This window comes from Desulfofundulus salinus (assembly GCF_003627965.1).
In the GTDB taxonomy this organism is placed as follows: Bacteria; Bacillota; Desulfotomaculia; order Desulfotomaculales; family Desulfovirgulaceae; genus Desulfofundulus; species Desulfofundulus salinus.
The window spans coordinates 1,671,828-1,695,763 of the sequence record NZ_RBWE01000001.1; the positions used below are offsets into that span (position 1 = coordinate 1,671,828).

At 53.6% G+C, this 23,936-nt stretch carries 21 protein-coding genes and 1 riboswitch; of the genes, 18 read left to right on the forward strand and 3 right to left on the reverse strand.

All coding sequences use genetic code 11. From position 1 onward, the window contains the following. Positions 1-15: 15 nt before the first annotated feature. On the reverse strand, positions 16-1,623 hold the full coding sequence (locus D7024_RS08540; protein ID WP_121451410.1) for a glycoside hydrolase family 57 protein: 1,608 nt from the start codon (positions 1,621-1,623) through the stop codon (positions 16-18). A 17-nt stretch (positions 1,624-1,640) separates the two neighbouring features. Further along, positions 1,641-2,390 (reverse strand): DUF4912 domain-containing protein, encoded by a 750-nt coding sequence (locus D7024_RS08545; protein WP_121451411.1) that lies wholly within the window; start codon positions 2,388-2,390, stop codon positions 1,641-1,643. 320 nt (positions 2,391-2,710) lie between these two features. Between D7024_RS08545 and D7024_RS08550 the strand changes: the two genes are divergently transcribed. Together D7024_RS08550 and nth are read left to right on the forward strand one after the other, a co-directional pair. Further along, positions 2,711-3,136, forward strand: coding sequence for a CoA-binding protein (locus D7024_RS08550; protein WP_121451412.1), 426 nt, complete (start codon positions 2,711-2,713; stop codon positions 3,134-3,136). After that, positions 3,136-3,825: an endonuclease III gene (gene nth / locus D7024_RS08555; protein ID WP_121451413.1), complete on the forward strand. Its 690-nt coding sequence runs from the start codon at positions 3,136-3,138 to the stop codon at positions 3,823-3,825. The genes D7024_RS08550 and nth overlap by 1 nt, the downstream gene beginning before the upstream one ends. 44 nt (positions 3,826-3,869) lie before the next feature. Here nth and D7024_RS08560 read toward each other — a convergent pair whose 3' ends face one another. After that, positions 3,870-4,496, reverse strand: a complete 627-nt coding sequence (locus D7024_RS08560) for an acetate uptake transporter family protein (protein ID WP_121451414.1) — start codon at positions 4,494-4,496, stop codon at positions 3,870-3,872. A 501-nt stretch (positions 4,497-4,997) separates the two neighbouring features. On the opposite strand from D7024_RS08560, the gene trmL reads away from it, so the two are divergent. The 16 genes from trmL (at position 4,998) to D7024_RS08640 (ending at position 23,899) form a co-directional block, all read left to right on the forward strand. Next, positions 4,998-5,459 (forward strand): tRNA (uridine(34)/cytosine(34)/5-carboxymethylaminomethyluridine(34)-2'-O)-methyltransferase TrmL, encoded by a 462-nt coding sequence (gene trmL, locus D7024_RS08565; RefSeq protein ID WP_121451415.1) that lies wholly within the window; start codon positions 4,998-5,000, stop codon positions 5,457-5,459. A gap of 121 nt (positions 5,460-5,580) precedes the next feature. Beyond that, positions 5,581-6,522, forward strand: coding sequence for an AAA family ATPase (locus D7024_RS08570; RefSeq protein ID WP_121451416.1), 942 nt, complete (start codon positions 5,581-5,583; stop codon positions 6,520-6,522). A gap of 14 nt (positions 6,523-6,536) precedes the next feature. Beyond that, entirely contained in the window at positions 6,537-7,943 is a 1,407-nt protein-coding gene (locus tag D7024_RS08575) for a vWA domain-containing protein (protein ID WP_121451417.1), read from the forward strand. 77 nt (positions 7,944-8,020) lie between these two features. Continuing rightward, positions 8,021-9,766: a sigma-54 interaction domain-containing protein gene (locus tag D7024_RS08580; protein WP_243113737.1), complete on the forward strand. Its 1,746-nt coding sequence runs from the start codon at positions 8,021-8,023 to the stop codon at positions 9,764-9,766. Between the two features lie 145 nt (positions 9,767-9,911). Further along, a riboswitch (TPP riboswitch) is annotated at positions 9,912-10,022 on the forward strand. A 102-nt stretch (positions 10,023-10,124) separates the two neighbouring features. Next, on the forward strand, positions 10,125-10,904 hold the full coding sequence (locus D7024_RS08585; RefSeq protein ID WP_121451419.1) for a sulfide-dependent adenosine diphosphate thiazole synthase: 780 nt from the start codon (positions 10,125-10,127) through the stop codon (positions 10,902-10,904). 73 nt (positions 10,905-10,977) lie between these two features. Beyond that, complete coding sequence (locus D7024_RS08590) at positions 10,978-11,388, forward strand: Fur family transcriptional regulator (RefSeq protein ID WP_121451420.1); 411 nt, start codon at positions 10,978-10,980, stop codon at positions 11,386-11,388. 138 nt (positions 11,389-11,526) lie between these two features. Next, on the forward strand, positions 11,527-14,925 hold the full coding sequence (locus D7024_RS08595) for a DNA polymerase III subunit alpha (protein ID WP_121451421.1): 3,399 nt from the start codon (positions 11,527-11,529) through the stop codon (positions 14,923-14,925). Between the two features lie 78 nt (positions 14,926-15,003). Continuing rightward, entirely contained in the window at positions 15,004-15,240 is a 237-nt protein-coding gene (mtrB, locus tag D7024_RS08600; RefSeq protein WP_121451422.1) for a trp RNA-binding attenuation protein MtrB, read from the forward strand. A gap of 91 nt (positions 15,241-15,331) precedes the next feature. Next, on the forward strand, positions 15,332-15,523 hold the full coding sequence (locus tag D7024_RS08605; RefSeq protein ID WP_121451423.1) for a putative signal transducing protein: 192 nt from the start codon (positions 15,332-15,334) through the stop codon (positions 15,521-15,523). A 20-nt stretch (positions 15,524-15,543) separates the two neighbouring features. Next, positions 15,544-16,386 (forward strand): acetyl-CoA carboxylase, carboxyltransferase subunit beta, encoded by an 843-nt coding sequence (gene accD, locus D7024_RS08610; RefSeq protein ID WP_121451424.1) that lies wholly within the window; start codon positions 15,544-15,546, stop codon positions 16,384-16,386. Position 16,387: 1 nt separating this feature from the next. Beyond that, entirely contained in the window at positions 16,388-17,353 is a 966-nt protein-coding gene (locus D7024_RS08615; protein WP_121451425.1) for an acetyl-CoA carboxylase carboxyltransferase subunit alpha, read from the forward strand. Positions 17,354-17,388: 35 nt separating this feature from the next. After that, the gene (gene pfkA / locus D7024_RS08620; RefSeq protein WP_121451426.1) at positions 17,389-18,351 is read left to right on the forward strand and encodes a 6-phosphofructokinase; all 963 of its coding nucleotides are present in this window, start codon (positions 17,389-17,391) and stop codon (positions 18,349-18,351) included. 13 nt (positions 18,352-18,364) lie between these two features. Next, complete coding sequence (pyk, locus tag D7024_RS08625) at positions 18,365-20,116, forward strand: pyruvate kinase (RefSeq protein ID WP_121451427.1); 1,752 nt, start codon at positions 18,365-18,367, stop codon at positions 20,114-20,116. 111 nt (positions 20,117-20,227) lie between these two features. Next, positions 20,228-20,824, forward strand: coding sequence for a DedA family protein (locus D7024_RS08630; protein ID WP_121451428.1), 597 nt, complete (start codon positions 20,228-20,230; stop codon positions 20,822-20,824). Positions 20,825-20,916: 92 nt separating this feature from the next. Beyond that, a complete protein-coding gene (locus tag D7024_RS08635) occupies positions 20,917-22,032 on the forward strand; it encodes an HD-GYP domain-containing protein (protein WP_121451429.1) in 1,116 nt (371 codons plus the stop codon). A gap of 256 nt (positions 22,033-22,288) precedes the next feature. Then, positions 22,289-23,899 (forward strand): acyl--CoA ligase family protein, encoded by a 1,611-nt coding sequence (locus D7024_RS08640; protein WP_121451430.1) that lies wholly within the window; start codon positions 22,289-22,291, stop codon positions 23,897-23,899. Positions 23,900-23,936: the final 37 nt, after the last annotated feature.

A 23,936-nucleotide genomic window follows, 5' to 3' on the forward strand; every position in this document is an offset into this window, starting at 1 on the left:
TAACGGGGAGCTTTTTTAACCGGCTGCCATCAGCTCTTTTTCTTTAGAACGATACCAGGAGTAATCGATATCGGGGAAAATATTATTGGTGTGTTCCAGCCAGGATAACCAGCCCTCGTCGATATGCTGCCCTTTGATTTCATCGTAAAGCCGCAGGAAATTTGACAAATGGCTTTTGGTGCGCCTCACCGCGTAATCGACCATGGTGCCGGTGCTCATGATGAAAGCCCAGTCACTGCTCTGGGCCAGGAGCAGCTCCCGGGCCGCCTGATTTAAAGCCCGGCGCAAGAGCCCCTGCGCTTCGGTATGGGTATTGGCCAGTTCAACCATCCTGGAGGCGGCCAGGTGAAGGTGGCGGTAAATCCAATCGTTGGCCTGGCAGAGCCAGACTTCATTATATCCCTTGTTCCCCCAACTGGAAGGACAGGGCCTGGCCACCTGGTTGCAGGGAAAACGCTGCAGGTAATCGCTGGGGGTAACCAGTTCCACCGTATCCTGGTCAAAATGGATTTTGCGAATGAGAAATTCCAGCCACATGGGACCTTCAAACCACCAGTGGCCAAAAAGTTCGGCATCATAGGGAGCAACAATAATGGGTGGCCTGTCCATGTGCCGGCAGAGGTACTTAATCTGCAGTTCCCGGTTAAACATAAAGTTTCCGGCATGGATGGCGGCCTTTTCCCGGGCCCAGGCCGGCACATAAGGTTCTTTATGGTTTGTCCGCCCGGTGATGCGGTAATATTTAATGCCGGTGTGCACGCGGATGCCGTCGGGGTGAATATACGGCTTGATGTAATCATAGTCCAGGTCGAAACCAATATCCCGGTAAAACTCCCGGTAATCAAAGTCCCCGGGGTAACCTTCCTGGGCACTCCACACCTGCTTGGAAGACTCCACATCCCGCCCAAAGACGGCCACCCCCGAAGGACAGTAAATAGGAGCAAACACCCCGTAGCGGGGCCGGTGGGAGGCAAATAAAACCCCGTGGGTATCGGTAAAGAAAAAGCGAATACCGAACTCTTTAAGAATCTGATCAATGCCCGGCCCGTAGGCACATTCAGGCAGCCAGAGTCCCCGGGGGGGCACGCCAAAATGCCGGCGGTGCAGATCCACGGCCACGGCAATTTGTGCCCGCACCGCCTCGGGATTGACCATAAGCAGGGGCAGATACCCGTGGGTGGCCGCACAGGTGATAATCTCCAGACGACCTAAATCCTGAAAGCGCTTGAACCCCTGGATCAGGTTGCGTCCGTAAGTGTGATGGTAGGTATGGGCAATCTCCCGGAACAGCCTCTGGTACATCAGGGCCGTTTCGTGGAAGGGGCTGTTTCGCGTACGCTCCACTTCTTTATCAGCCAGTTCCATTAATTGTCTTAAATGGCGGGAATAGCGCTCCTGCAACAGGGGATCGGTAAGCATGGAAACCAGGGGTGGCGACAGGGAAACGGTGAGGCGGAAAGGTATGCCGTCGGCCACCAGGCGTTCAAAGACATGCAAAAGGGGGATGTAGGTTTCGGTGATGGCCTCGTAAAGCCACCTTTCTTCTAAAAAATGCTCATGCTCTGGATGGCGTACATAGGGTAGATGGGCGTGCAACACCAGCGCCAGGTATCCTTTGGCCATTTTAGCCAGCTCCTCCCTTACTCTTTAACCTCTATTTTGGGGCCTGCTACCGGCGGTCCAAAACCGGGAGAACTGATCCCCAGGGGAACCACGGCCGCCCGGCCGGCCACCTCCTGGATTAGCATGGGTGAACTGATACCAAACTGGAATTGATAGGAGCGATACACCCCCTCAATCCACATCCATTCTTCATCCAGGCATTCCGAAAGGCGTGACCTGGGGGTAGTTACCACATTGGACCGCAAAAGGGTTACAAAACGGCCATCGGGAAACATGCGGCCCAGGTCGACACAAAAGGAACGGTTGGGCTGGCCAACGGGGATATGCCAGTTATCCACCCCTTCCTGGACGTTGATATCCATATAACTGTTGGCATTGTACCCGTTAAAAGTTATTCCTGTAACATCGTAAACCCTTAAAACCGGGCGGGTAGTATTCCACGCCCGGGGCCCGTAAGTGGCATTAAACTCTTCCTGCCTGGTGGCGGTTATTTCCCAGTATGCGTAGAGCCAGTAAGGATCCCGGACCAGAAGCACCAGACGGTCCACTCCGTAGCGGCGGGGCAATTCGGGAACTGGCGGTGGGGATTGTTCAACCTGCGGAACAGGCAAGGCCAGTTCCTCCGCGATTTCCTCGGTGAAAAGGGGGGGAATAACTTTTTCCGCGGGCACCGGCTGGGGTGCCCGGCGCCGGGAAGGCCATAAAAAAATAACTAGAAACAGGACCACCAGGGCGATCCCGAAAAGAAGCGGAACTAACGCGCTCATGGAATACCCTCCTTATAGAAAAATATAAATAACACCAGTTTCGGGGTGAGATAATTTAAGAAGTGTTAAAAAGCTTTTTTTATTATTGCCCTGGTGCCGGGATTTATGAACGAAAAATGAGTCCCAACCTGCATAAATTAACTTATTTAGAAAAATACGACCGATTTGTTTTCATAGCTTCTAGAGGACTGGAGACGGCCATGTAATGTGGGTGTATATGACTGGGGGCAATCGCGTTCCCTGTTTTATCACGTACGGGTTGTATTGAAAAACTAAAGGGGTTAAGATAAAAATGAGCTTTTTATTAAGAGGTGGTCAGGTTGTTTCAAAATCCAGACGATGCCGTTTTAAAGGAAATATTAAGTAAAAGCCGGCGCATTGCCGTGGTGGGTTTATCCAATAAACCGGAACGGGATAGTTACCGGGTGGCCCGTTACATGAAGGAACAGGGCTATGAAATTATCCCGGTCAACCCTATGATCCAGGAGGCCCTGGGTAAAAGGGCCTACCCGGAGCTCAGTGCTATACCCCATCCCGTGGACATAGTTAATGTTTTCAGGCGTGCAGAGGAAGTCCCGGCGATTATCGAAGCCGTACTACAGCTTAACTTCCAGCCGGTCATCTGGTTGCAACTGGGAGTGGTGCATCAGGAAGCGGCTGAAAAGGCACGGGCCCGGGGCCTAACAGTGGTTATGGACCGTTGTCTGATGGTGGAGCACCGTCGGCTGCTGGGAGGCAGCTGCTAATGCCGGCCCTGCACGGGACAACCCAACCGCAGGAAGAACAGGACCGGGCCGCCCGGGTCAGTGAAATCCTGGCCATATTATCCCAAACCTACCCCGATGCCGGAACAGCCCTGCGCTTTGAGACTCCCTTCCAGCTGCTGGTGGCGGCCATGCTTTCAGCCCAGACCACGGACCGGCAGGTGAACATCATTACCGGTAGGCTGTTTCAGCGTTACCGTGAACCTGCGGATTTTGCCCGCCTGCAGCCGGAAGAACTGGGCCGGGAAATCCGGGGCTGCGGTCTCTACCGGAATAAAAGCAAAAATATTATCGCCGCCAGCCGCATTCTGGTGGAGAAATATAATTCTCAAGTGCCTCAGAGTCTGGAAGAGCTGGAAAGTCTCCCGGGGGTGGGCCGTAAAACGGCCAATGTGGTGCTGAATGTAGCCTTCGGTCGACCCACTCTCCCGGTGGATACGCATGTCTTCCGGGTCAGTCACCGCCTGGGCCTGGCCCGGGGTAAAACTCCCGAAAAAACTGAGGAGGAATTACTGGCCATCATCCCGGAATACGCCCGCCGGGCCGCCCACCACCAGCTAATCGCCCACGGCCGCACCATTTGCACCGCCCGCCGGCCCCGGTGCAACATCTGCCCCGTGGCCCATCTTTGCCCCAGCCGCGACGGGCAAGAACCGGTAACAAGTGCTTGAAAAAAAGCTCCCGCCTGTTCAGGCGGGAGCCAAAAGGCCGCGTTCTAATGTTGCTGGCTTGTCGTTGATACCGGCATCGGCTTGATAATGGGTCCGGGAAAGGGAACTACCGTTCGACCATAGGCGGTATTTAATATCACAGCCATGGCCGTGTAGAGGCCGAAAATACCGGCAAGGAGCAAGAGATTTCCGGCCAGGGACAGCATTGTCCTGGGAATGACTCCCATATCAGCAAAGGCAACAATGAATATGGCCGGATCGAGGGCTAATACCACCCCCAGCAAGGTAAGAGGTGATTTAAAGTAAGCCGGCGTCCAGGTGAGCAGGGCAATGCCCAGGGCAAGCCAGGCCCAACCGTCGATACGGGCGTCAATCTTCCAGCCATTCATGGCGGCAAAAAATTTAAAGATCAATTCCAAACCGGTAACCAGCATAAAAAAGGCCGAGAAAAAGGTGAACACGTTACCCCCGGTAGTATTGCCTTCCTTTAGTTCAATTAGTCCCACGCAAATTTGAATGACAAATCCTCCCAGAAGCCAGATTCCCAGCAGGGGAATGGCGCTGTGCTCAACTTTACCAGTAAAGACCGCATAAAAGGTAAAACAGGCCATGGCCAGGGCAACCAGCCCGGCCGGACCGGGATTGGCCCAGTCGTGTCCCTTTGCCGACATCTAGATTCCTCCCCCGATTATCATTTTGGTTACACTCATAGCTAGGGGTCCCATTAAATACATCCCTGCCCGTTCAAGGGCCCTTTGTGCCAGGGATTCTCCTTTCCGGTTCTTTTTTAGTGAACACCTCCCTTAAGACATCTAAACTATCCCGAAATGAGGCAATTGCAATAAATGGGGCAATATTCAGCCATTTCAGGCGAAAGGCTATTTAATAGCCGGGAATGGTTGACTTAAGACGGTGAACAGCATTTAAGAACAAATGAAAATTACCCCAAAAGCAGCGTTGAAGCCGGATACATGTCAAGTTTCATAAACATGTCTAGAGTTTTCCAACCCAAGTAGCCGGGGCAAAATTTACAAAATGACTACCTGCTCAAATGAAAAAGCCTTATAATTTTTAGCAGACGGATTAGAGTGCATGTTTTTTAAATTTCTGTTCAGGCAGGCGGTGGCGGCCGACCAAAGTGAAACAATTTTTCCCTAAAGGAGTCGATTCCAGTGCACATTGTTCTCGTTGAACCGGAGATTCCAGCTAACACCGGCAATATTGCCCGCACCTGTGCGGCCACGGGCAGCATCCTCCACCTGGTTCGCCCCCTGGGCTTTTCCACCGACGACAAACATCTTAAGCGGGCGGGCCTGGATTACTGGCATCTGGTGGAAATACACTACCACGATTCCTTTGAGGAAGTGCGCCGCCTGTATCCCCGACACCGTTTTTATTTCCTCAGCACCCGGGGCATACATCTATATAGTGAAGTCAGATATGGACCGGATGACTTTCTGGTCTTCGGGAAGGAAACGCAGGGATTGCCGGCGGATCTACTGTCCGCCAACCGGGACTATACCCTGCGCATTCCCATGCGAGAGGGCACTACCCGCTCCTTAAACCTGGCCAACTCCGTGGCCCTGGTTCTTTACGAGGCCTTGCGCCAGCAGGGCTTTCCAGGACTGCGTTAACACACATTTATGTAATTTCTAAAAATTATTGAAGGATTTTGGTGTTGGCAGGACGAATACTATCGTTTACACCTGGCTGTTTGCACCTGTTACAAGAGCAATACCGGGGAAGGAGAAGCCCATGGATTTAACCATAAAACAGCTACAACAAAGACTGGAAGCCCAGGGGTACATTTGTGATCAGGACCTGGTGATTACCCTCTACCTGTCCTTAAAACTGGCCAAGCCCCTGCTGGTGGAGGGGGCCCCCGGGGTAGGCAAAACTGAGGTGGCCAAAGCCCTGGCCGGGGCTTTAAATACGGAGCTGATTCGCCTGCAGTGTTACGAAGGGCTGGACGAAAACCGGGCCCTTTACGAATGGAACTACCAGCGGCAGTTGCTGAAGATCGAAATTGCCAGAGGCAGCTGCGATCCTGCCGCCCTGGAAAAGGATCTTTTCGATGTGGAATATTTGCTGGAAAGACCACTTTTAAAGGCCATCCGGGCTGAAAAACGAGTTGTTTTATTAATTGATGAAATTGATAAAACCGACCCGGAATTTGAGGCCTTTTTATTTGAAATGCTGTCCGATTTTCAGGTATCCATTCCCGAACTGGGCACACTCAAAGCGAAGCAAATCCCGGCGGTAGTATTAACCAGCAATGGCGAAAGGGAATTATCCGACGGGTTAAAACGCCGGTGCGTCTATTTGTACATTGATTATCCCACGGTGGAAAAGGAAGTGCGCATTTTACAGGTCAAAGTACCCCAGGCCCAGGAGGAACTTGTACGCCAGGTGGTCCGGGCGGTACACTTCATCAGGTCCCACCTGAATTTGAAAAAGAAACCGTCCATTGCCGAAACCCTGGACTGGACCCGGGCACTGGTAGCCCTGCATGCCGATGCCCTGACGCCGGAAATCCTTGGGCAAACCCTGAGCCTTTTCCTGAAAAACCGTGATGACCAGGAAACGTTAAAAAGGGAGGTGGGATTAAGCGGACTGGTGGAGCAGATCCGGGGGGTAAAGGATGATTCGTCCGGCCCTGCCGGGGCCACCTGTCATTGCGGCCACCATCAGCGTTAGCGGGGGGAGCACACATGGAAATTGATCCGGTCACCCGGGCGGTGGCCCGGGTAGAAGGGCAGGGCGAAAATACCCTGCACCATAACCTGGTACGCTTCACCCATATCCTGCGCCACCTGGGGATCCGGGTAAGCATGGCCGAAGCCCTGGATGCTTACCAGGCCCTGACGCTGGTTGACCTTACGTCCAGGGAACAGGTCAAGGCTGCCCTGGGGGCGGTGCTGGTAAAAAACGCCTCCGACAGGCAAATTTTTAACCTGTCCTTTGATCGCTTCTTTGTCCCCCCGGAGGAAAAGAAGCGGCGGCGCATGTTAAGAAAACAGCTGGAGGAAGAAGAACGGCGGCGCCTGGCAGAAGCCCGGGAAAAATTAAACCAGGCCCTTTCTCCCTGGTCCACGGAAGTGAATTTTAGCCCGGAGGAAATCCAAACCTTTGCCCGCATGCCCGCCCGGGAACAAAGGCGTTTAACGGAACTTATCCGCCAGATGCACGGTAATCCGGTGAACAGCCCGGGACACCTGATCGCCCGGGTAATGCAATCAGCTCTCAATTACTGGCGCTACTACTTGCTGAAAACCCAGGGGGAAGAAGCCAGGCGGCAACTGGAGGCAGAGCTGACCGGGGAAACGGAAATGGATGACGTAATTGCCGGTGTGGCCGCAGATTTTTACCGGGACCCGGATGATCAGTTGCTCCACCAGGACATGCAGCAGGTTGCCGATGCTGACCTGGAAAAGTTTACCTTAGCCCTTGAGCGCCTGTCCACACACCTGGCCAACCGGCTTTCTCGCCGTTACCGGAAAAGCAACCGCCGGCAAAAACTGGACATGCGCAGGACGATTCGCCGGAACATCGCCTTCGGCGGTTCACCCCTTAAATTATGCTATCGATCCCGCCGCCGGCACCGTCCCCGCCTGCTCCTCATCTGTGACGTGTCCGCCTCCATGGCCCGCTATGCCCGGTTTGTCCTCCAGTTTATCTATGGTTTAAGCAGTGCGGCACAAGATATCGAAAGCTTTGTCTTTTCCGAGGATCTGGAACGGGTTACCCCTTACTTCCGGCGGGATGATGGTTTTGTACCCGTAATGACCGAGCTTGTTAATGCCAGCCGGCAGTGGGGAAAGACTACCGACTTTAACGTAGCCCTGAAAACTTTTCACCGCCACTGGCGCCACCTGCTTACCGGCGATACCCTGGTAATCATAGTCAGTGACACGAAGACCGTTGCCCCCCAGGAAACCGCCCGTGAGCTGGCCGCTTTACGGGAGCGGGTGCGGGAGATCCTGTGGCTCAACCCCGTTCCCCGCAAGCAATGGCCCTATTTACCAGGTGTTAATGCCTTCCTGCCTTATGTACGCATGTTCGAATGTTATTCCCTGCATCACCTGGAAGCAATCCTGCACCGGCAAATGCTGAAGTAAAAGGACGGAAAAAAATTCACCTGATCATGCAATAAAATTAAGTTAAGTAAAACAGGTCCTGGTTACAGGTGGGGGAGGTGAAAAGCTTGGCGATCAACAAATTGGAAAGCACCGCCTTTTTAGGGAACGAACTATCTATTTTTAATTCCGTACACAATATGGTCGTTGCCGTGGACTATCAGGGCCGCGTGATCATTTTTAACCCCACCAGCGAACGGGTTTTTAATTATCCGGCAGAAAAGGCCCTGGGTCGTCCCATCAGGGAGGTCGTTCCTTTTACGGGTCTTCCCAAGGTGTTGCAGACGGGAAAACCCCACATCGGACGTAAATTTGTCGTAGGCAATGCCCTGTATGTGGTCAACCGCACACCCATAATCCGCAATAACACCATTGTAGGCGCCATTGGCGTGGCTCAAGAAATCACCGAGCTACAACATCTAGCCCAGGAGCTGAAAGAAATCAAGGAAGTCAACGGCCTCCTGGAAAATATCTTTCACAGCACACATGAAGGCTACATTGCCACCGGTAACGATGGCCGGATCCTGATGCTAAACGGGCCCATGGCGGAACTGCTGGGCGTTACCATCGAAACAGCCCTGGGCCGGCACATCCGTGAGGTGGCTCCCGATAAGCGGTTGCACCAAATCCTCTGGACCGGTAAATTGCAGTATGGGGAAGTGGTACGCATCCGGGGCAGAGAAACGGTGGTCATGCGGGTACCCCTTTATAACCAGGGCAAGATGGTGGGAGCAGTGAGCAAAGTAATGTTCCAGGATGTGGAACAGCTGCTGGCCCTGGCGGAAAAGATCAGTACTCAACGGCGAAATTTCTCCTGCCCTTCCATAACACACAACGACAACCAGACCGCGCGTTACACCGTAGATAACCTGATCGGTGCCAGCAGGGATATGCTCCGGCTCAAGGAAACCATCCGGCGGGTGGCTCAGGGACCTTCCACAGTGCTTATCCGGGGGGAAAGCGGCACAGGCAAAGAGCTGGTGGCCCATGCCCTGCACACGGCCTCCCCCCGTCACCGGGGGCCCTTCATCAAGGTTAACTGCGCTGCCGTACCAGAAAACCTTTTAGAATCGGAACTTTTCGGTTACCAGGAAGGCGCCTTTACCGGGGCGAGAAAGGGCGGGCAAATTGGTAAATTCGAACAGGCCCATGGGGGAACAATTTTTCTCGATGAAATTGGGGATATGCCCCTGCCCATGCAGGCCAAAATATTGCGGGTCCTGCAGGAAAAGGAAATTGAGCGCCTGGGAGACACCCGGCCCCGTGCCGTTGATGTACGGGTGGTGGCAGCTACCAACCGGGATCTGGAGGAATTAATCCGGCAGGGACACTTCCGGGAAGATCTTTATTACCGCTTAAATGTAGTTTCCCTTTATATTCCGCCCCTGCGGGAAAGACCCGATGACCTCCCCCTGCTGGTCAATCATTTTATCAAGAAATTCAACCGGGAATTTGGTCTTCTGGTGCGGGGCGTGTCACCGGAAGTCTGGGAGATGCTTTGCGCCTACGATTGGCCGGGTAACGTGCGGGAACTGGAAAACGTAATGGAAAGGGCTTTTAACCTGGTGGAAGGAGATACCATTGAAGTTAAACATATGCCCCCCTACCTTCAGAAAATGAGTCAGAGCAAGAAAAGAAACCTGCACAACCGCACGCTGGCAACATTACTGCAAGAGGTGGAAAAGGAAGCCCTTCTGGAAGCCCTGGCTACTGCCGGTGGTAATAAAATGCAGGCGGCTAAAACCCTGGGTATTTCCAGGGCCTGGTTATATAAGAAGATGAAACAATACGGCATCAGGGGATAAAAAAAAATATTTACCCCCAAAAAAGGAGGATAACCGGCCGAAAACATCGAAATAGTAACTTCAGGCGGCCGTCCTTAAAATGGCTTAAAATGCAAGGGTTACTTCTATAAGCCGGAACCAACCCGGCCTCTAAAGCCTGAACCGGCAAAGTACAACGGGGAGCTCCTGTTAGGGGCTGAGAAAGGGCTAGTGAGCACCTGACCCGCTAAACCTGCTCGGGGTAATGCCCGCGAAGGGAAAAGCCGTGCGTGCTGTTGACTGTGGCGCATCCTTTTGTGGGTGCGCTATTTTTTATTTGCCACCGGGATGCCCACCAGTCAACCGCTATAAATAATTAAAAAAGGAGTGGTTTTGCAAAATGCACCTGGAAGACGTAACCATTTCCAAGGCCATTATCACAAGGTACCAGGAGGAACTGCTGGAAGCTCTGGAATCAGACGTAGCCGTAGTGGGCGGAGGTCCGGCGGGACTGGTGGCCGCCTATTACCTGGCCCGGGCAAACAAAAAAGTGGTTCTCTTTGAACGCAAACTCAGCATCGGCGGCGGTATGTGGGGCGGCGGGATGATGTTCAACCAGATTGTGGTCCAGGACGAAGCATTGCCCCTTCTCAAGGAGTTTGGTGTCTCCTACAGGACATTTGAGGAAGGGTATTACACGTCCAGCTCCGTGGAAACCGTTGCCGCCCTAACCCTTGGTGCGGTACGGGCCGGGGCGAGAATCTTCAACTTAATCTCCGTGGAAGACGTCATGGTCAGGGATAACCGGATAACCGGCCTGGTCATCAACTGGACCCCCGTTGATTTGGGCCGCCTGCACGTGGACCCTCTGACGGTACAGTCGGCATACGTCATCGACTGCACCGGACATGATGCCCAGGTAGCCAGTATGGTAGTCAAAAAAATGGGGGCGGTTTTAAGAACCAGGACCGGCAACCTGGAAGGAGAAAAGCCCATGTGGGCCGCGCGGGGTGAAACAGCCACCGTAGCCAATACCCGTGAAATTTACCCCGGGCTCCTCGTGGCCGGTATGGCGGCAAACGCGGTTTGCGGCGGCCATCGCATGGGACCGATTTTCGGCGGGATGCTCCTGTCAGGCCGACGGGCGGCCCGGCTTATTCTCGGTGAAGATGAAGAATAGAACTTGACATTGGGGAAAAAAAGGCTGTATATATAATTATAAAAGTAGCTGTTATTAGATAGGGGTGAGGTTAATGGTAAAAACCACACGGATGACCAGGCAAAAAAAATTAATCCTGGAAATCCTGCGTAACACTGACACTCACCCCACGGCAGACTGGATTTACGAGCAAGCCCGCAAACAAATTCCGGACATCAGCCTGGGTACCGTATACCGCAATTTAAATAACCTCAAACAGGCCCGGGAAATCATGGAACTCAACTACGGCAGCACATTCAGCCGCTACGATGGTAATCCCCATAACCACTATCATTTTGTCTGCGATAGCTGTGGCCGGGTATTCGATCTAGATCTACCCCTGCTAGACAATCTGGAGGGAGAAGTAGAAAGCCGCACGGGCATGCAGGTAACCCGGCACCGGCTGGAATTTTACGGGTACTGCCCTGATTGCCGGCAAAGGCAACCGGGCGAAGCAGAGCAGTAAACTTCCATAGAGGTTTAAATAAAAAGGGGGGCTTAGAGCCACCCCTTTTTATTTACGACCGGGAGCAGGATTTTGCCTGACTTAAACGAATGAGGATCATAGAAAAAAGGCTAGGTTGTCCAGGAGTGTCTGAAGACCATGTTTATACACCTTCATGTACATACCGAATACAGTCTACTGGACGGTGCCGCCCGGATCAAGGAAGTAGTGGCCAGGGCCAGGGAACTGGGTATGGACTCCCTGGCCATCACCGACCATGGCGTTATGTTTGGGGTGGTGGACTTTTACAAGGCCTGCCAGAAGCAAGGGGTTAAACCCATCCTGGGTTGCGAGGTTTACGTGGCCCCCCGCACCATGAAAGACCGCACGCCCAAGGTGGATGACCGCCTTTATCACCTGGTATTGCTGGCCGAAAACCAGACCGGGTATCGTAACCTCCTGCAATTGGTATCCTTGGCCTACACCGAAGGTTTTTACTACAAACCCCGGGTGGATAAAGATGCCCTGGCCCGCTACAGCGAAGGGTTAATTGCCTTAAGCGGCTGCATAGCCGGGGAGGTGGCCGACCGTCTCCTGGCCGGGGAGAAGGAAAAAGCCGTGGAAGCCGCCGCCCTCTACCAGGATATTTTTGGACGGGGGAATTTCTTTTTAGAACTACAGGACCACGGCCTTCCCGAACAGCGCAAAGTCAACCGGGAACTTTTGCGCCTGCACCGGGAAATGAATATACCCCTGGTGGTAACCAACGACGTCCACTACGTAAACAAAGAGCATGCCGAAATGCAGGACATCCTGCTCTGTATTCAGACGGGTAAAAGTGTGGACGATCCTTCCCGGATGAAGTTTGATTCCCAGGAACTATACCTGAAAAACGAAGAAGAAATGGCCCGTCTCTTTGGAGAGCTGAAAGAGGCCATGGAAAATACCCGTCTCATTGCCGAACGCTGTAATGTAGAACTCAGTTTCGGCCAGATCCACCTTCCCTATTACGAGGTACCCCCGGGTCATACCGTGGATAGCTACCTGGAACAGCTGTGCCTGGAAGGGGTACGCCGCCGCTACGGGGAGATCACCGAGCCGGTACGGCAGCGGCTGGAATATGAGTTAAAAGTGATCCGGCAGATGGGCTACTCCGCCTACTTCCTGATTGTGTGGGATTTCATCCATTATGCCCGGCAACAGGGCATCCCGGTAGGGCCCGGCCGGGGTTCTGCCGCCGGCAGTCTGGTAGCCTACGTGCTGGGGATTACCAACCTCGACCCGTTAAAATACGGCCTGTTATTTGAGCGTTTCCTCAACCCGGAACGAGTCTCCATGCCCGACGTGGATGTGGACCTGTGCTTTGAGCGCCGTGGAGAGGTAATTAACTACATTACCAGCAAATATGGAGCCGATAAAGTAGCCCAAATTGCCACCTTTGGTACCATGGCTGCCAGGGCAGCCATCCGGGACGTGGGGCGAGCACTGAATATGCCCTACGGGGAAGTGGATAAAATAGCCAAACTGGTGCCCGCGGAACTGCACATGACCATTGAACGGGCCCTCAGTGAATCCAGCGAATTAAGGGAACTCTATGAACGAAACCCGCAGGTAAAAAAACTAATTGATACCGCCGCCCTTCTGGAAGGTATGCCCAGGCACGCCTCCACCCATGCGGCCGGTGTGGTGATCACCAGGGAACCTTTAACCCATTACCTGCCCCTGTACAAGGCCGCCGACGGTCCATTAACCACCCAGTTTGCTAAAGACCAGGTAGAGGAATTGGGCCTTTTAAAAATGGACCTCCTGGGCCTGCGCACCCTGACGGTCATTGCCGACACTTTAAAGCTCATCCGGGAAAGTGGCGGACCGGAAATAAACATTGATGAAATTCCCTTAGACGATCCGAAAACCTTTGCCCTGTTATGCCGGGGAGAAGGGAGCGGCGTGTTCCAGCTGGAATCCAGCGGCATGCGGGCCCTGTTAAAAGAGCTGCGCCCGGAGGTTTTTGAGGATATCGTGGCCCTGGTGGCCCTCTACCGACCCGGCCCCCTGGGTAGCGGCATGGTGGAGGACTTCATCAAGAGCAAGCACGGGGAAAAGAAAGTTACCTACCTGGACCCCAGGCTGGAACCAATATTAAGGGATACCTACGGTGTCATTCTCTACCAGGAACAGGTTATGCGCATAGCCAGCGACCTGGCGGGCTTCACCCTGGGGGAGGCCGACCTTCTGCGGCGAGCCATGGGTAAAAAGAAGCCCGAAATTATTGCCGGGCTGAGGAACCAGTTTATCGAGGGGGCGGTAAAGAACGGGGTAGACCCCCAAATTGCCGGACAGATTTTCGATCTGATGGAGTACTTTGCCGGTTACGGTTTTAACAAAAGCCATAGCGCCGCCTATGCCCTGGTTGCCTACCAGACGGCCTACCTGAAGGCCAATTACCCGGCCCAATATATGGCGGCACTGCTTACCTCAGTGCGGGACAACGCGGACAAGGTAGCGGCGTACGTGGAGGAATGCCGCCGTATGGGCCTGGAAGTCCTGCCTCCCGATGTCAACGAAAGCCGGGAAAGTTTCGCCGTGGTTGACGGTAAAATCCGTTTCGGGCTGGCGGCAATTAAAAACGTGGGCGAGGGTGCAGTGCAGGCCATTATCAAATCCCGGGAGGAAAAGGGACCCTTCAAAAACTTTGCCGACTTCTGCCGGCGCCTGGACACGCGGATCATTAACAGGCGGGTGCTGGAAAACCTCATTAAAAGCGGAGCTCTGGATTCCCTGGGCCACCACCGGGCACAGCTAATGGCAGGCATTGAGCTGGGGCTGTCCTTAGCCCAGCAGTCGCAGCAGCAGCGACAAAACGGCCAGCTCACCTTTGAGCAGTTCTGGCAGGGGACAGGAGAAGATATTGTGCTGCCCCAGGTGCAGAAATATTCCCGTGCGGAAATGCTAGCCCTGGAAAAGGAGGCCCTGGGACTTTACATCAGCGGTCATCCCCTGGAAGAATACCGCCAGGCCCTGGCGGAAGAAACCACCGCTACGGTGGCGGAACTTGGGGAGGGGGAACAGGCCGGGGTCACGATCGGCGGCATGCTCACCGCCCTAAAGCGCATCAGCACCCGGCGGGGGGAACCCATGGCCTTTGGTACCCTGGAGGATCTTACCGGTAGCATCGAAGTAGTTTTCTTCCCCCGCGTTTACCAGCAGTACGCTAAACTCATCGTCCCCGAAGAGGTGGTGTTAATCCGGGGGGAAATAAGCTCTACCGGTGAAACATTAAAGATTGTCGCTGAAGAGGTATCCCCCTTACAAAAGAAAACCAGTGCCAGCCTTTATCTACAGTTCAGGGAAGCTACCCCCCAGCTAATCAGGCGGGTCCAGCTGGTCCTGCGCAATTATCCCGGCCCCTCACCGGTCTACCTGTACTTCCCCCTGGAGAAGAAGCTGGCCCGAACTTCCCGGGACTACTGGATTAACCTGTCTTCACCGGTAGTCACAGAACTGGCCACCCTTTTAGGGCCGGAAAACGTGAGAATAAAGGAATCGCCTGGCAGGTAACTTGTCAAAGACCTTGCGGTATGCTATGATGGAACTGCTAAAACCCGGCAATCTACCTGAAAAGGGGGGGGTACTTGCATGCCTGAAAACTGGGAAATTAATGCCGACTATGTGGCAGTCAAAGCCCTGGAAAACGGGGTAACCATCATCGGCCTTACCCGTGGGAAGGATACCCGCTTTCATCATTCGGAAAAGCTGGATAAGGGCGAAATTATGATCGCCCAGTTTACAGAACATACTTCGGCGATTAAAATCCGCGGCAAGGTAGAACTGCTGACCCGGTACGGCGTCATGCGCAATGACGATCTGGCCTGAAAGTATCCAGGGTATATACTCTGGATATACTTATTGTTATCCTTCTTCTAACTTCTAAATTAATTAAATCCCGGCCCCGGGGGTGGGAATCTTGTGGACTGTGGTTTATATTGCCCCAAATAAAAAAGAAGCGACCCGGATCCAAAACATTCTTTCCAATGAAGGAATACTGGTGAAATTGCGGGAACTCTCACCGACCCATTGTGGGCACAACTGTTCGGTGGAAATCCTGGTACCGGAAGCAGAAGTGGACGAAGCCCTGGAAATAATAAACACCATTTAAATTACTTTGGAGCGAGCAAAATGCTGGATATTTTTAAAAGACAGCGACAGCGTTACGCCACGGTCAATCCCGCCAGTCGGGAAATACCCGATGGCTTATGGGTAAAATGTCCCCGTTGCCACGAAATCCGGTTCACAGGGGAGCTGGGAAAACAATTTAAGGTTTGTGCAAGGTGCGGCTACCATTTTCGCCTCACTGCCGAAGAACGCATTAAAATAACCATTGATGAGGGCACCTTTACCGAATGGGACCGGGACATGATGCCTGTAAACCCCTTCGGATATACCGAGTACAACGAAAAGCTGGCCAGGGCCCGCCAGGACACCGGACTGAACGAAGCGGTAGTCACCGGAGAAGGGAAAATTGGCGGGCACCGGGTAGTGGTGGCCATAATGGACACCCGCTTTATGATGGCCAGCATGGGCACGGTGGTGGGGGAAAAAATTACCCGGGCCATTGAGCGCGCCCGGGAAAAAAGGTTGCCCCTGGTCATTTTTGCCGCTTCCGGGGGGGCCCGCATGCAGGAAGGAGTACTTTCATTAATGCAAATGGCCAGGACATGCGCGGCCCTATCCGCCTTTTCCGAAGCGGGACTGCTGTACATATCCGTACTTACCGACCCGACAACGGGGGGAGTCAGCGCCAGCTTTGCCTTTTTAGGGGATATCATCCTGGCTGAGCCGGGGGCACTGATTGGGTTTGCCGGCCCCAGGGTGATTGAGCAAACCATTCGCCAGAAGCTGCCCGAAGGATTTCAAAGGGCCGAGTTTCTGCGGCAGCATGGCTTTATAGACGCTGTGGTTCCCCGGCCGCAGTTGAAATCCACCCTGGCCCAAATCTTAGATTTACACCGGAGCGAGTGAGATGGTTTACGATTTCGAACGGCCCATCATTGAACTGGAAGAAAAAATTGCCGAGCTACAACGTTTTGCCAGGGAAAGGGGTATTGATCTAAGCAATGAAATCGAAAACCTGGAAAAACGGGCCCGGGAACTGAAACAAACCATTTACGGACAACTCTCCCCCTGGCAAAAGGTACTGATCGCCCGCCATCCCGAACGCCCCAACACCCTGGATTATATCAAGATGCTGTGCACGGACTTCATTGAATTCCACGGGGACAGGTGCTTCGGGGATGACCCGGCAATAGTGGGGGGTATTGCCAGGTTCCGAGGACGGGCAGTAACCGTAATCGGCCACTTGAAAGGCCATGATACCAAGGAGAACCTGGCCCGCAATTTTGGTATGGCCCATCCCGAAGGATACCGCAAGGCCCTGCGGCTCATGCAACAGGCGGAAAAATTTAACCGGCCGGTGCTGGCCTTTATCGATACCCCCGGCGCGTACCCTGGAATGGGGGCGGAAGAAAGGGGACAGGCCCATGCCATTGCCCGCTGTATTGCCGGCATGCTTGTCTTGCGCGTACCGGTAATCTCGGTGATTCTTGGTGAAGGGGGCAGCGGAGGAGCCCTGGCCCTGGCTTCGGGCGACCGCATCCTGATGCAGGAGCATGCCATTTTTTCGGTGATTTCCCCGGAAGCCTACGCCACCATTCTCTGGAAGGACGTGACCCGCTGCCGGGATGCCGCCGAGGTAATGAAAATCACCGCCCAGGACCTCTACGCGCACCAACTGGTAGACGAGGTTATTCCAGAACCACTGGGCGGCGCCCACCGGGATAAAAATGAAGCCGCCCGGCTGTTGGGGGAAGCCATAGCCCGCCACCTGGAAGAACTGCGGGGCTATCCCACCGACGAACTCATTAAACGGCGCCACGCCCGTTTCAGGCGCATCGGTCCTGAATATTTGCCCGGCAATAACATAACTTAATAATGCATTTACCTGAAAGCCAGGGAGGTATTTTTTTGCAAAGGATAGGGATTTTGACCAGTGGCGGCGATTCTCCGGGAATGAATGCGGCCATCCGGGCGGTAGTACGCAAGGCTATTTATCACGGCCTGGAAGTAATCGGCATCAAAAGGGGCTTTAACGGTTTCATTGAAGGTGACATGGAACCCATGCGGCTGGGTTCGGTAGCAGATATAATTCACCGGGGAGGAACCATTTTACATACGGCCCGCTCCGAGCAGTTCAAAACGCCCGCGGGGCGGGCCAAAGCATGGGAAAATGTGGAGCGCTTTGGCCTGGAGGGGCTGGTGGTTATTGGCGGTGACGGTTCCTTTACCGGCGCATCCATCTTTCACCGGGAATACGGGCTCCCGGTGGTGGGCATCCCGGGAACCATCGACAATGATATCAGCGGCACGGATTTTTCCATTGGCTTTGATACCGCCGTAAACACCGCGGTTGACGCCATCAACAAGATCCGTGATACCGCCACCTCCCACGAACGCACCTTTATTGTGGAAGTAATGGGTCGCGACACAGGCTTTATTGCCGTCGCCGCCGGCCTGGCCGGAGGAGCGGAATCCATTCTCATTCCCGAACATCCCTTCAGCATTGAAGAAGTTTGTCACAAACTTTGTAAGGGCTACCGGCGCGGAAAACTGCACAGCATCATCGTGGTGGCCGAGGGAGCAGGCAGCGGACTGGAAATAGGCAAACAAATTAAGGAACGCACCGGCTTTGATACCAAAGTGACCATCCTGGGCCACCTGCAACGGGGTGGCACGCCGACAGCTTTTGACCGCATTCTGGCCAGCCAGCTGGGAGCCCGGGCCGTAGAATTGCTCATGCAAGGGGCAACCAGTAAAATGGTCGGCATGTCAGCCGGGAAAATAGTGGAAACCGATCTGGACCGGGTCCTGGGGCAGAAAAAAACCGTTGATCTCGATGTTTACCGGCTGGCGAGCATTTTAGCCATATGAGGAGGAACAGGCCGTGAGACGAACCAAAATAATCTGCACCATCGGTCCAGCCTGCGAACAGGTAGAAACCCTGATGGAAATGATGCGGGCGGGCATGAATATAGCCAGGCTTAATTTTTCCCATGGCACCCATAAAGAACACGCCCGGCGCATTGCCAATATCCGCGAGGCTGCCGGCCGGGTAGGTAAAAATATTGCCATTTTGCTGGATACAAAGGGGCCGGAAATCCGCCTTGGTTACCTGGAAAAGGAACCTGTAGTGCTCAAGGCAGGACAGCGGGTAGTGCTCACAACCGAAAAAATTAAGGGTACGGCGGAACGCCTGCCCATCACCTATGCCGGATTGCCCCGGGACGTGTCCCCCGGAAACACCATCCTTATTGCCGATGGACGAATCGAGCTGCGGGTACTTAGCACCAACGGGCACGAAGTGGAATGTGAAGTAGTGCACGGGGGGGAATTGACCAGCCAAAAGGGGGTCAATCTCCCCGGAGTGCCGGTGAACCTGCCCGCCATTACCGAGCAGGACATCCGGGACATCAAGTTTGGCATTGAACAGGAACTGGATTTTATCGCCGCCTCCTTTATTCGCAAGGCTTCAGATGTGCTGGCCATCCGCCGCATCCTGGAAGAGCATGGGGCGGACATGGACATTATCGCCAAAATCGAAAGCCGTGAAGGCGTGGAAAACCTGGATGAAATTATCAAGGTTGCCGACGGCATCATGGTGGCCCGGGGTGATTTAGGGGTTGGCCTTCCGGTAGAGGAAGTACCGCTGATCCAAAAATCCATCATTGAAAAATGCAATTTGGCCGGAAAGCCGGTCATTACCGCCACCCAGATGCTGGAATCCATGATCCATAACCCCCGGCCTACCCGGGCCGAGGCCAGCGACGTGGCCAACGCCATCCTGGACGGTACCGATGCCATTATGCTCTCGGGAGAAACAGCCGCAGGGCACTATCCGGTGGAGGCGGTAAAAACCATGGCCCGCATTGCCAGCCGCGTGGAGCGCGCCCTGCCCTACGAAGAAATTTTACAACGGCGGGGCCGGGCGCTGGCCCGCACGATCACCGATGCCATCAGCCACGCCACCTGTACTACCGCCCAGGACCTGGGAGCCGCCGCCATTATTACCTCCACAGAAACGGGCTACACGGCCAAGATGGTAAGCAAATACCGTCCCCGGGCGCCGATCATTGCCGTGACCCCGGTAGCCCGGGTGTTGCGCAAGCTGGCCCTGGTCTGGGGCGTGCAGCCCCTCCTGGTAGGACGCACCCGGGACACTGACAGTATGATTGCTTCGGCCATTGAAGCATCCCTGGCGGCGGACCTGATCAAACCAGGAGATCTGGTGGTCATTACTGCCGGTGTTCCCGTGGGTGTTCATGGCACCACCAATCTTTTAAAAGTCCATACTGTTGGGGATATCCTGGTCCGCGGCCAGGGTATTGGCACCCGGGCAGTCACCGGGCGTGTGCGCATCTGCCACACCGTGAAAGATGCTTTGGAAAAGGTGGAACCCGGGGACATCCTGGTCACACCCTTCACCGACAAGGACTTTATACCGGCCATCGAAAAGGCGGCCGCCCTGATCACGGAGGTGGGAGGACTGACTTCCCATGGCGCCATTGTCGGCCTGGAATTCGGCATTCCGGTAATTGTAGGGGTAGATGCTGCCACCTCCATCCTTACCGACGGGGAAACGGTTACGGTGGACGGACAACGGGGCCTGGTGTACCGGGGTACCGCCAGGGTGCTATGACCTCCGCGGGGACAGGCCTGCAAGATATTCAACGGGCAAATTTGGCGCAAGCGTACCCATATATAACGCACCTTTTCCGGGCATGTTAAAGCCCGGGAAGGTGAATTTTTTATGAAGGACTGGGTCCTGCACTACCTGGGCACCCTGGGTGCAGGGGGACTGTTCCTGGGGTTAATTATCGAAGCCCTGGGCATTCCCTTTCCCGGGGGCTTAATGACCCTCCTGGCCGGTATTCTGGTAAACCAGGGGAGGCTTGATTTTTACCATATACTTGCTGCTGCCGTGCTTGGTTTTAACGTAGGTGCCACAGCGGCCTATTTGATCGGCCGCTGCGTAGGCGAACCGTTTTTGCTCCGTTACGGAAAATATTTAATGGTTACACCGGCCAAATTTAATCAAGCCCGCAGCTGGATGTATCGGTCGGCACCGGCCTTTATCATTTTCGGTCGCTTTGTGCCCATGGTGAGCAACCTCACCCCCTATCTGGCCGGTATCAGCCGCTTACCGTTTGTGCAGTTTTTAATTTATAATTCTCTTTTCGCCTTAAGCTGGGTTTCGTTCAACCTGGGCATCGGCATCTTTTTTGGGCATCACTGGGAATCTATCTTTTCCCTGATCCAGTCGAGGTTGCCCCTGCTGGCCTTAGGGGTGTTAGTTGTTTATTTGCTTTATCTTTTCCTCAAGCAAAAAGCGTTGCACCGGACATAAAAATTAGAAAGATTTTTCTTTGCTGTAGGGATAAATTAGTTTTCGTCGAATTAGGTAGATAAGTGCGTACATAAACAACAAAGGGGTAAAATATGCGCAAGGTTCCTACAGATCTTTTACGGCCCGGTTTAAAGGTCGGCCGGGCGGTTTACAATGCTTCCGGGCAGGTACTGCTCCAGGCCGGGACCATTCTTACCGAAAGGTTTATCACCAGGTTAAAAATGCTGGGTATTCCGGCCGTATACATAGACGACTTTGTGGGTGTAGAAGTAGAGGATGTCATTTCCGAGGAAACACGGGTCCAGGCCACAGCCAAAGTCAAAGCCCTGTTCCTTTCCGAGTCCCAACGGGGCACTGGCCCAAGCCGGGCGTTAATTGATGTAAAGGATATGATCAGCACCGTAAATGAGATCATTGACGAATTGCTCAGCCGGCGTTCATTGATGGTCAACCTGGTGGATATCCGGAGCCTGGATGAGTATACATTCGGTCATTCGGTTAACGTCTGTGTCCTGGCAGTGATTACGGGCATAACCCTCGGTTACAGCCGCACCAAGTTGTTCCATCTGGGCATGGCGGCTTTATTGCACGATATTGGTAAAACACGTATTCCTCTTGAAATTTTAAATAAGCCCGGGCCACTGACCAGTGAAGAATTTCAGCTGATCCAAAAACACTGTATTTACGGTGCCGAGATCCTGCAGCAGGACCCCGAAGCCAACCTCCTGTGCCGGATCGTGGCCATGCAGCACCATGAACGCCATAACGGTCAGGGTTATCCCCTGGGGCTCAAGGGGGCGGAAATTCATGAATTCGCCCAGATCACCGGCCTGGTGGACATGTATGACGCTCTGACCGCCGACCGGGTTTACCGCCCGGCCTATCCCGTGCACGAAGCTTATGAAATGATTGCCGGTTCGGGTAACTTTTTATTTGACTTTGATATTGTACAGGCCTTTTTAAGTAACGTGGCCGCTTACCCCGCAGGCAGCCTTGTGCGCCTATCCAGCGGTGAGATTGGCGTGGTGATTGAAACCAAGCGGGGCTTTTCCCTTTATCCCCGGGTACTAGTTTTATTTTCCGCCCAAAGGCAACCCCTGGGCAAACCCTATGAAATAAACCTGGCGGAACACCGCCACCTTACCATAACCGAAGTTATTAAAGATTACTGGGAATCGTTCTCTGAAACCATTAAAAATGTCACGTGAATACAAATGGTGCTTGAGGTCATATCTCTGATCGCTGGGGGAACATCAACGCTTCCCCCAGAAAAATTTTTACTATCCCGCTGGGCAGGCAGGAAAAAGGAAGGTTAGCGCCGAATAATTATGAATATTCATTTAATATAGCACAACTAGAGTTACGCACACAACAACCGTTTTGATCGGGAAAAAACGCCGATTGCCACCGTCAGGCCAGTACCCTGATAAACCACCATGCCGGAAAAGAGAGGAGTAAAAAACCATGACCCAGCGCACGGTTTACTATGAACCGCTAAGTCCTTTAAGTTTTCTGCGGCGCAGCGCCTTTGTTTTCCGCGATAAAACGGCAGTGGTATATAATGATAAACGTTACACTTACAGTGAATTTTATCAACGGGCTAACCGGCTGGCCAGCGCCTTAAAAAAGATTGGCATCGGGAAAGGGGATAAGGTGGCTTTCCTGTGCCCCAACATTCCACCCATGCTGGAAGCCCATTATGGAGTACCCATGCTGGGAGCAGCCCTGGTAAGCATTAACATACGCCTATCTCCCCGGGAAATAGCCTACATTCTCAATCATTCCGACAGCAAAGCCCTTTTTGTGGATAATGAATTTGCCCATCTTATTACCGCCATCAAAGAGGATCTCCCCAATATCAAAACCTTTGTCAACATCTGTGATGTTAACGACAGCCGCCCGTTGGAAGGACCCGAGTATGAAGAATTCCTGGCCGGAGGTTCCCCGGATCCCCTGCCCAATGTAATTGAGGATGAAATGGAAGTTATTACCATTAACTATACCAGCGGAACCACCGGCCTGCCCAAGGGTGTCATGTATCACCACCGGGGGGCCTACCTGAACGCCCTTGGGGAAGCCCTGGAACATAAAATGAGTTCTAATTCGGTCTACCTGTGGACATTACCCATGTTCCACTGCAACGGGTGGTGTTTTACCTGGGGTGTCACTGCGGTAGGTGGGACCCATGTTTGCCTGCGCAAAGTGGTGCCGGAAGACATTTACCACCTCATCGAAAGGGAAGGGGTTACCCACCTTTGTGCCGCCCCAACGGTGCTGGTGTCCATGGCCAATTACCCGAAGGCGAAAGAATGCAAGATGAAAGCAAAACTAAATGTAATCACGGCCGGTGCTCCTCCATCTCCGACCGTGATCAGGAACATGGAGGAGATTGGGGCGGAGGTAACCCACGTTTACGGCCTGACGGAAGTATACGGGCCCCACACCATTTGTGAATGGCAGGCCCCGTGGAATGAACTGGATGTAAGTGAAAGGGCGAAAATTAAGGCCCGCCAGGGAGTGGCCTACATTCACGCGGAGTTCGTGCGGGTCGTGGATCCGGCAGATATGACCGATGTCCCCGCGGATGGTCAGACTATGGGTGAAATCGTCATGCGTGGCAACAACGTCATGCTGGGTTATTACAAACAACCAGAAGAAACTGAAAAGGCCTTTCGCGGCGGCTGGTTCCACAGCGGAGACCTGGCCGTGATGCACCCTAACGGTTACATTGAAATTAAGGACCGCTTGAAGGATATTATCATCAGCGGCGGGGAAAACATTTCCACGGTAGAAGTGGAGAACTGCATTTACGAACATCCCGACGTGCTGGAAGTAGCGGTAATCGGCATTCCCGATCCCAAGTGGGGGGAAGTACCCAAGGCCTTTGTGGTCCCCAAACCGGGCACCAACCTTACTGCGGAAGACATCATTAACTTCTGCCGGGAACGCATCGCCCGCTTTAAAGTGCCCAAGGCCGTGGAATTTGGCGAGCTACCCAAGACCTCCACGGGTAAAATTATGAAGTACCGGTTGAGGGAAAAAGAATGGCAGGGTTATGATAAACGGGTCAACTAAACTTCAGGCAGGGTGATGGTAAACAAAAGCAGAGATT

What these genes read in the sequence shown, in the direction of transcription:
- nth (WP_121451413.1), top strand. Translation starts at nt 3,136, where the DNA reads ATGCCGGCCCTGCACGGGACAACCCAACCGCAGGAAGAACAGGACCGG.
- D7024_RS08630 (WP_121451428.1), top strand. Translation starts at nt 20,228, where the DNA reads ATGAAGGACTGGGTCCTGCACTACCTGGGCACCCTGGGTGCAGGGGGA.
- D7024_RS08560 (WP_121451414.1), bottom strand. Translation starts at nt 4,496, where the DNA reads ATGTCGGCAAAGGGACACGACTGGGCCAATCCCGGTCCGGCCGGGCTG.
- D7024_RS08595 (WP_121451421.1), top strand. Translation starts at nt 11,527, where the DNA reads ATGTTTATACACCTTCATGTACATACCGAATACAGTCTACTGGACGGT.
- accD (WP_121451424.1), top strand. Translation starts at nt 15,544, where the DNA reads ATGCTGGATATTTTTAAAAGACAGCGACAGCGTTACGCCACGGTCAAT.
- D7024_RS08585 (WP_121451419.1), top strand. Translation starts at nt 10,125, where the DNA reads ATGCACCTGGAAGACGTAACCATTTCCAAGGCCATTATCACAAGGTAC.
- D7024_RS08575 (WP_121451417.1), top strand. Translation starts at nt 6,537, where the DNA reads ATGGAAATTGATCCGGTCACCCGGGCGGTGGCCCGGGTAGAAGGGCAG.
- D7024_RS08590 (WP_121451420.1), top strand. Translation starts at nt 10,978, where the DNA reads ATGGTAAAAACCACACGGATGACCAGGCAAAAAAAATTAATCCTGGAA.
- D7024_RS08640 (WP_121451430.1), top strand. Translation starts at nt 22,289, where the DNA reads ATGACCCAGCGCACGGTTTACTATGAACCGCTAAGTCCTTTAAGTTTT.
- D7024_RS08540 (WP_121451410.1), bottom strand. Translation starts at nt 1,623, where the DNA reads ATGGCCAAAGGATACCTGGCGCTGGTGTTGCACGCCCATCTACCCTAT.
- mtrB (WP_121451422.1), top strand. Translation starts at nt 15,004, where the DNA reads ATGCCTGAAAACTGGGAAATTAATGCCGACTATGTGGCAGTCAAAGCC.
- D7024_RS08615 (WP_121451425.1), top strand. Translation starts at nt 16,388, where the DNA reads ATGGTTTACGATTTCGAACGGCCCATCATTGAACTGGAAGAAAAAATT.
- D7024_RS08545 (WP_121451411.1), bottom strand. Translation starts at nt 2,390, where the DNA reads ATGAGCGCGTTAGTTCCGCTTCTTTTCGGGATCGCCCTGGTGGTCCTG.
- D7024_RS08635 (WP_121451429.1), top strand. Translation starts at nt 20,917, where the DNA reads ATGCGCAAGGTTCCTACAGATCTTTTACGGCCCGGTTTAAAGGTCGGC.
- D7024_RS08570 (WP_121451416.1), top strand. Translation starts at nt 5,581, where the DNA reads ATGGATTTAACCATAAAACAGCTACAACAAAGACTGGAAGCCCAGGGG.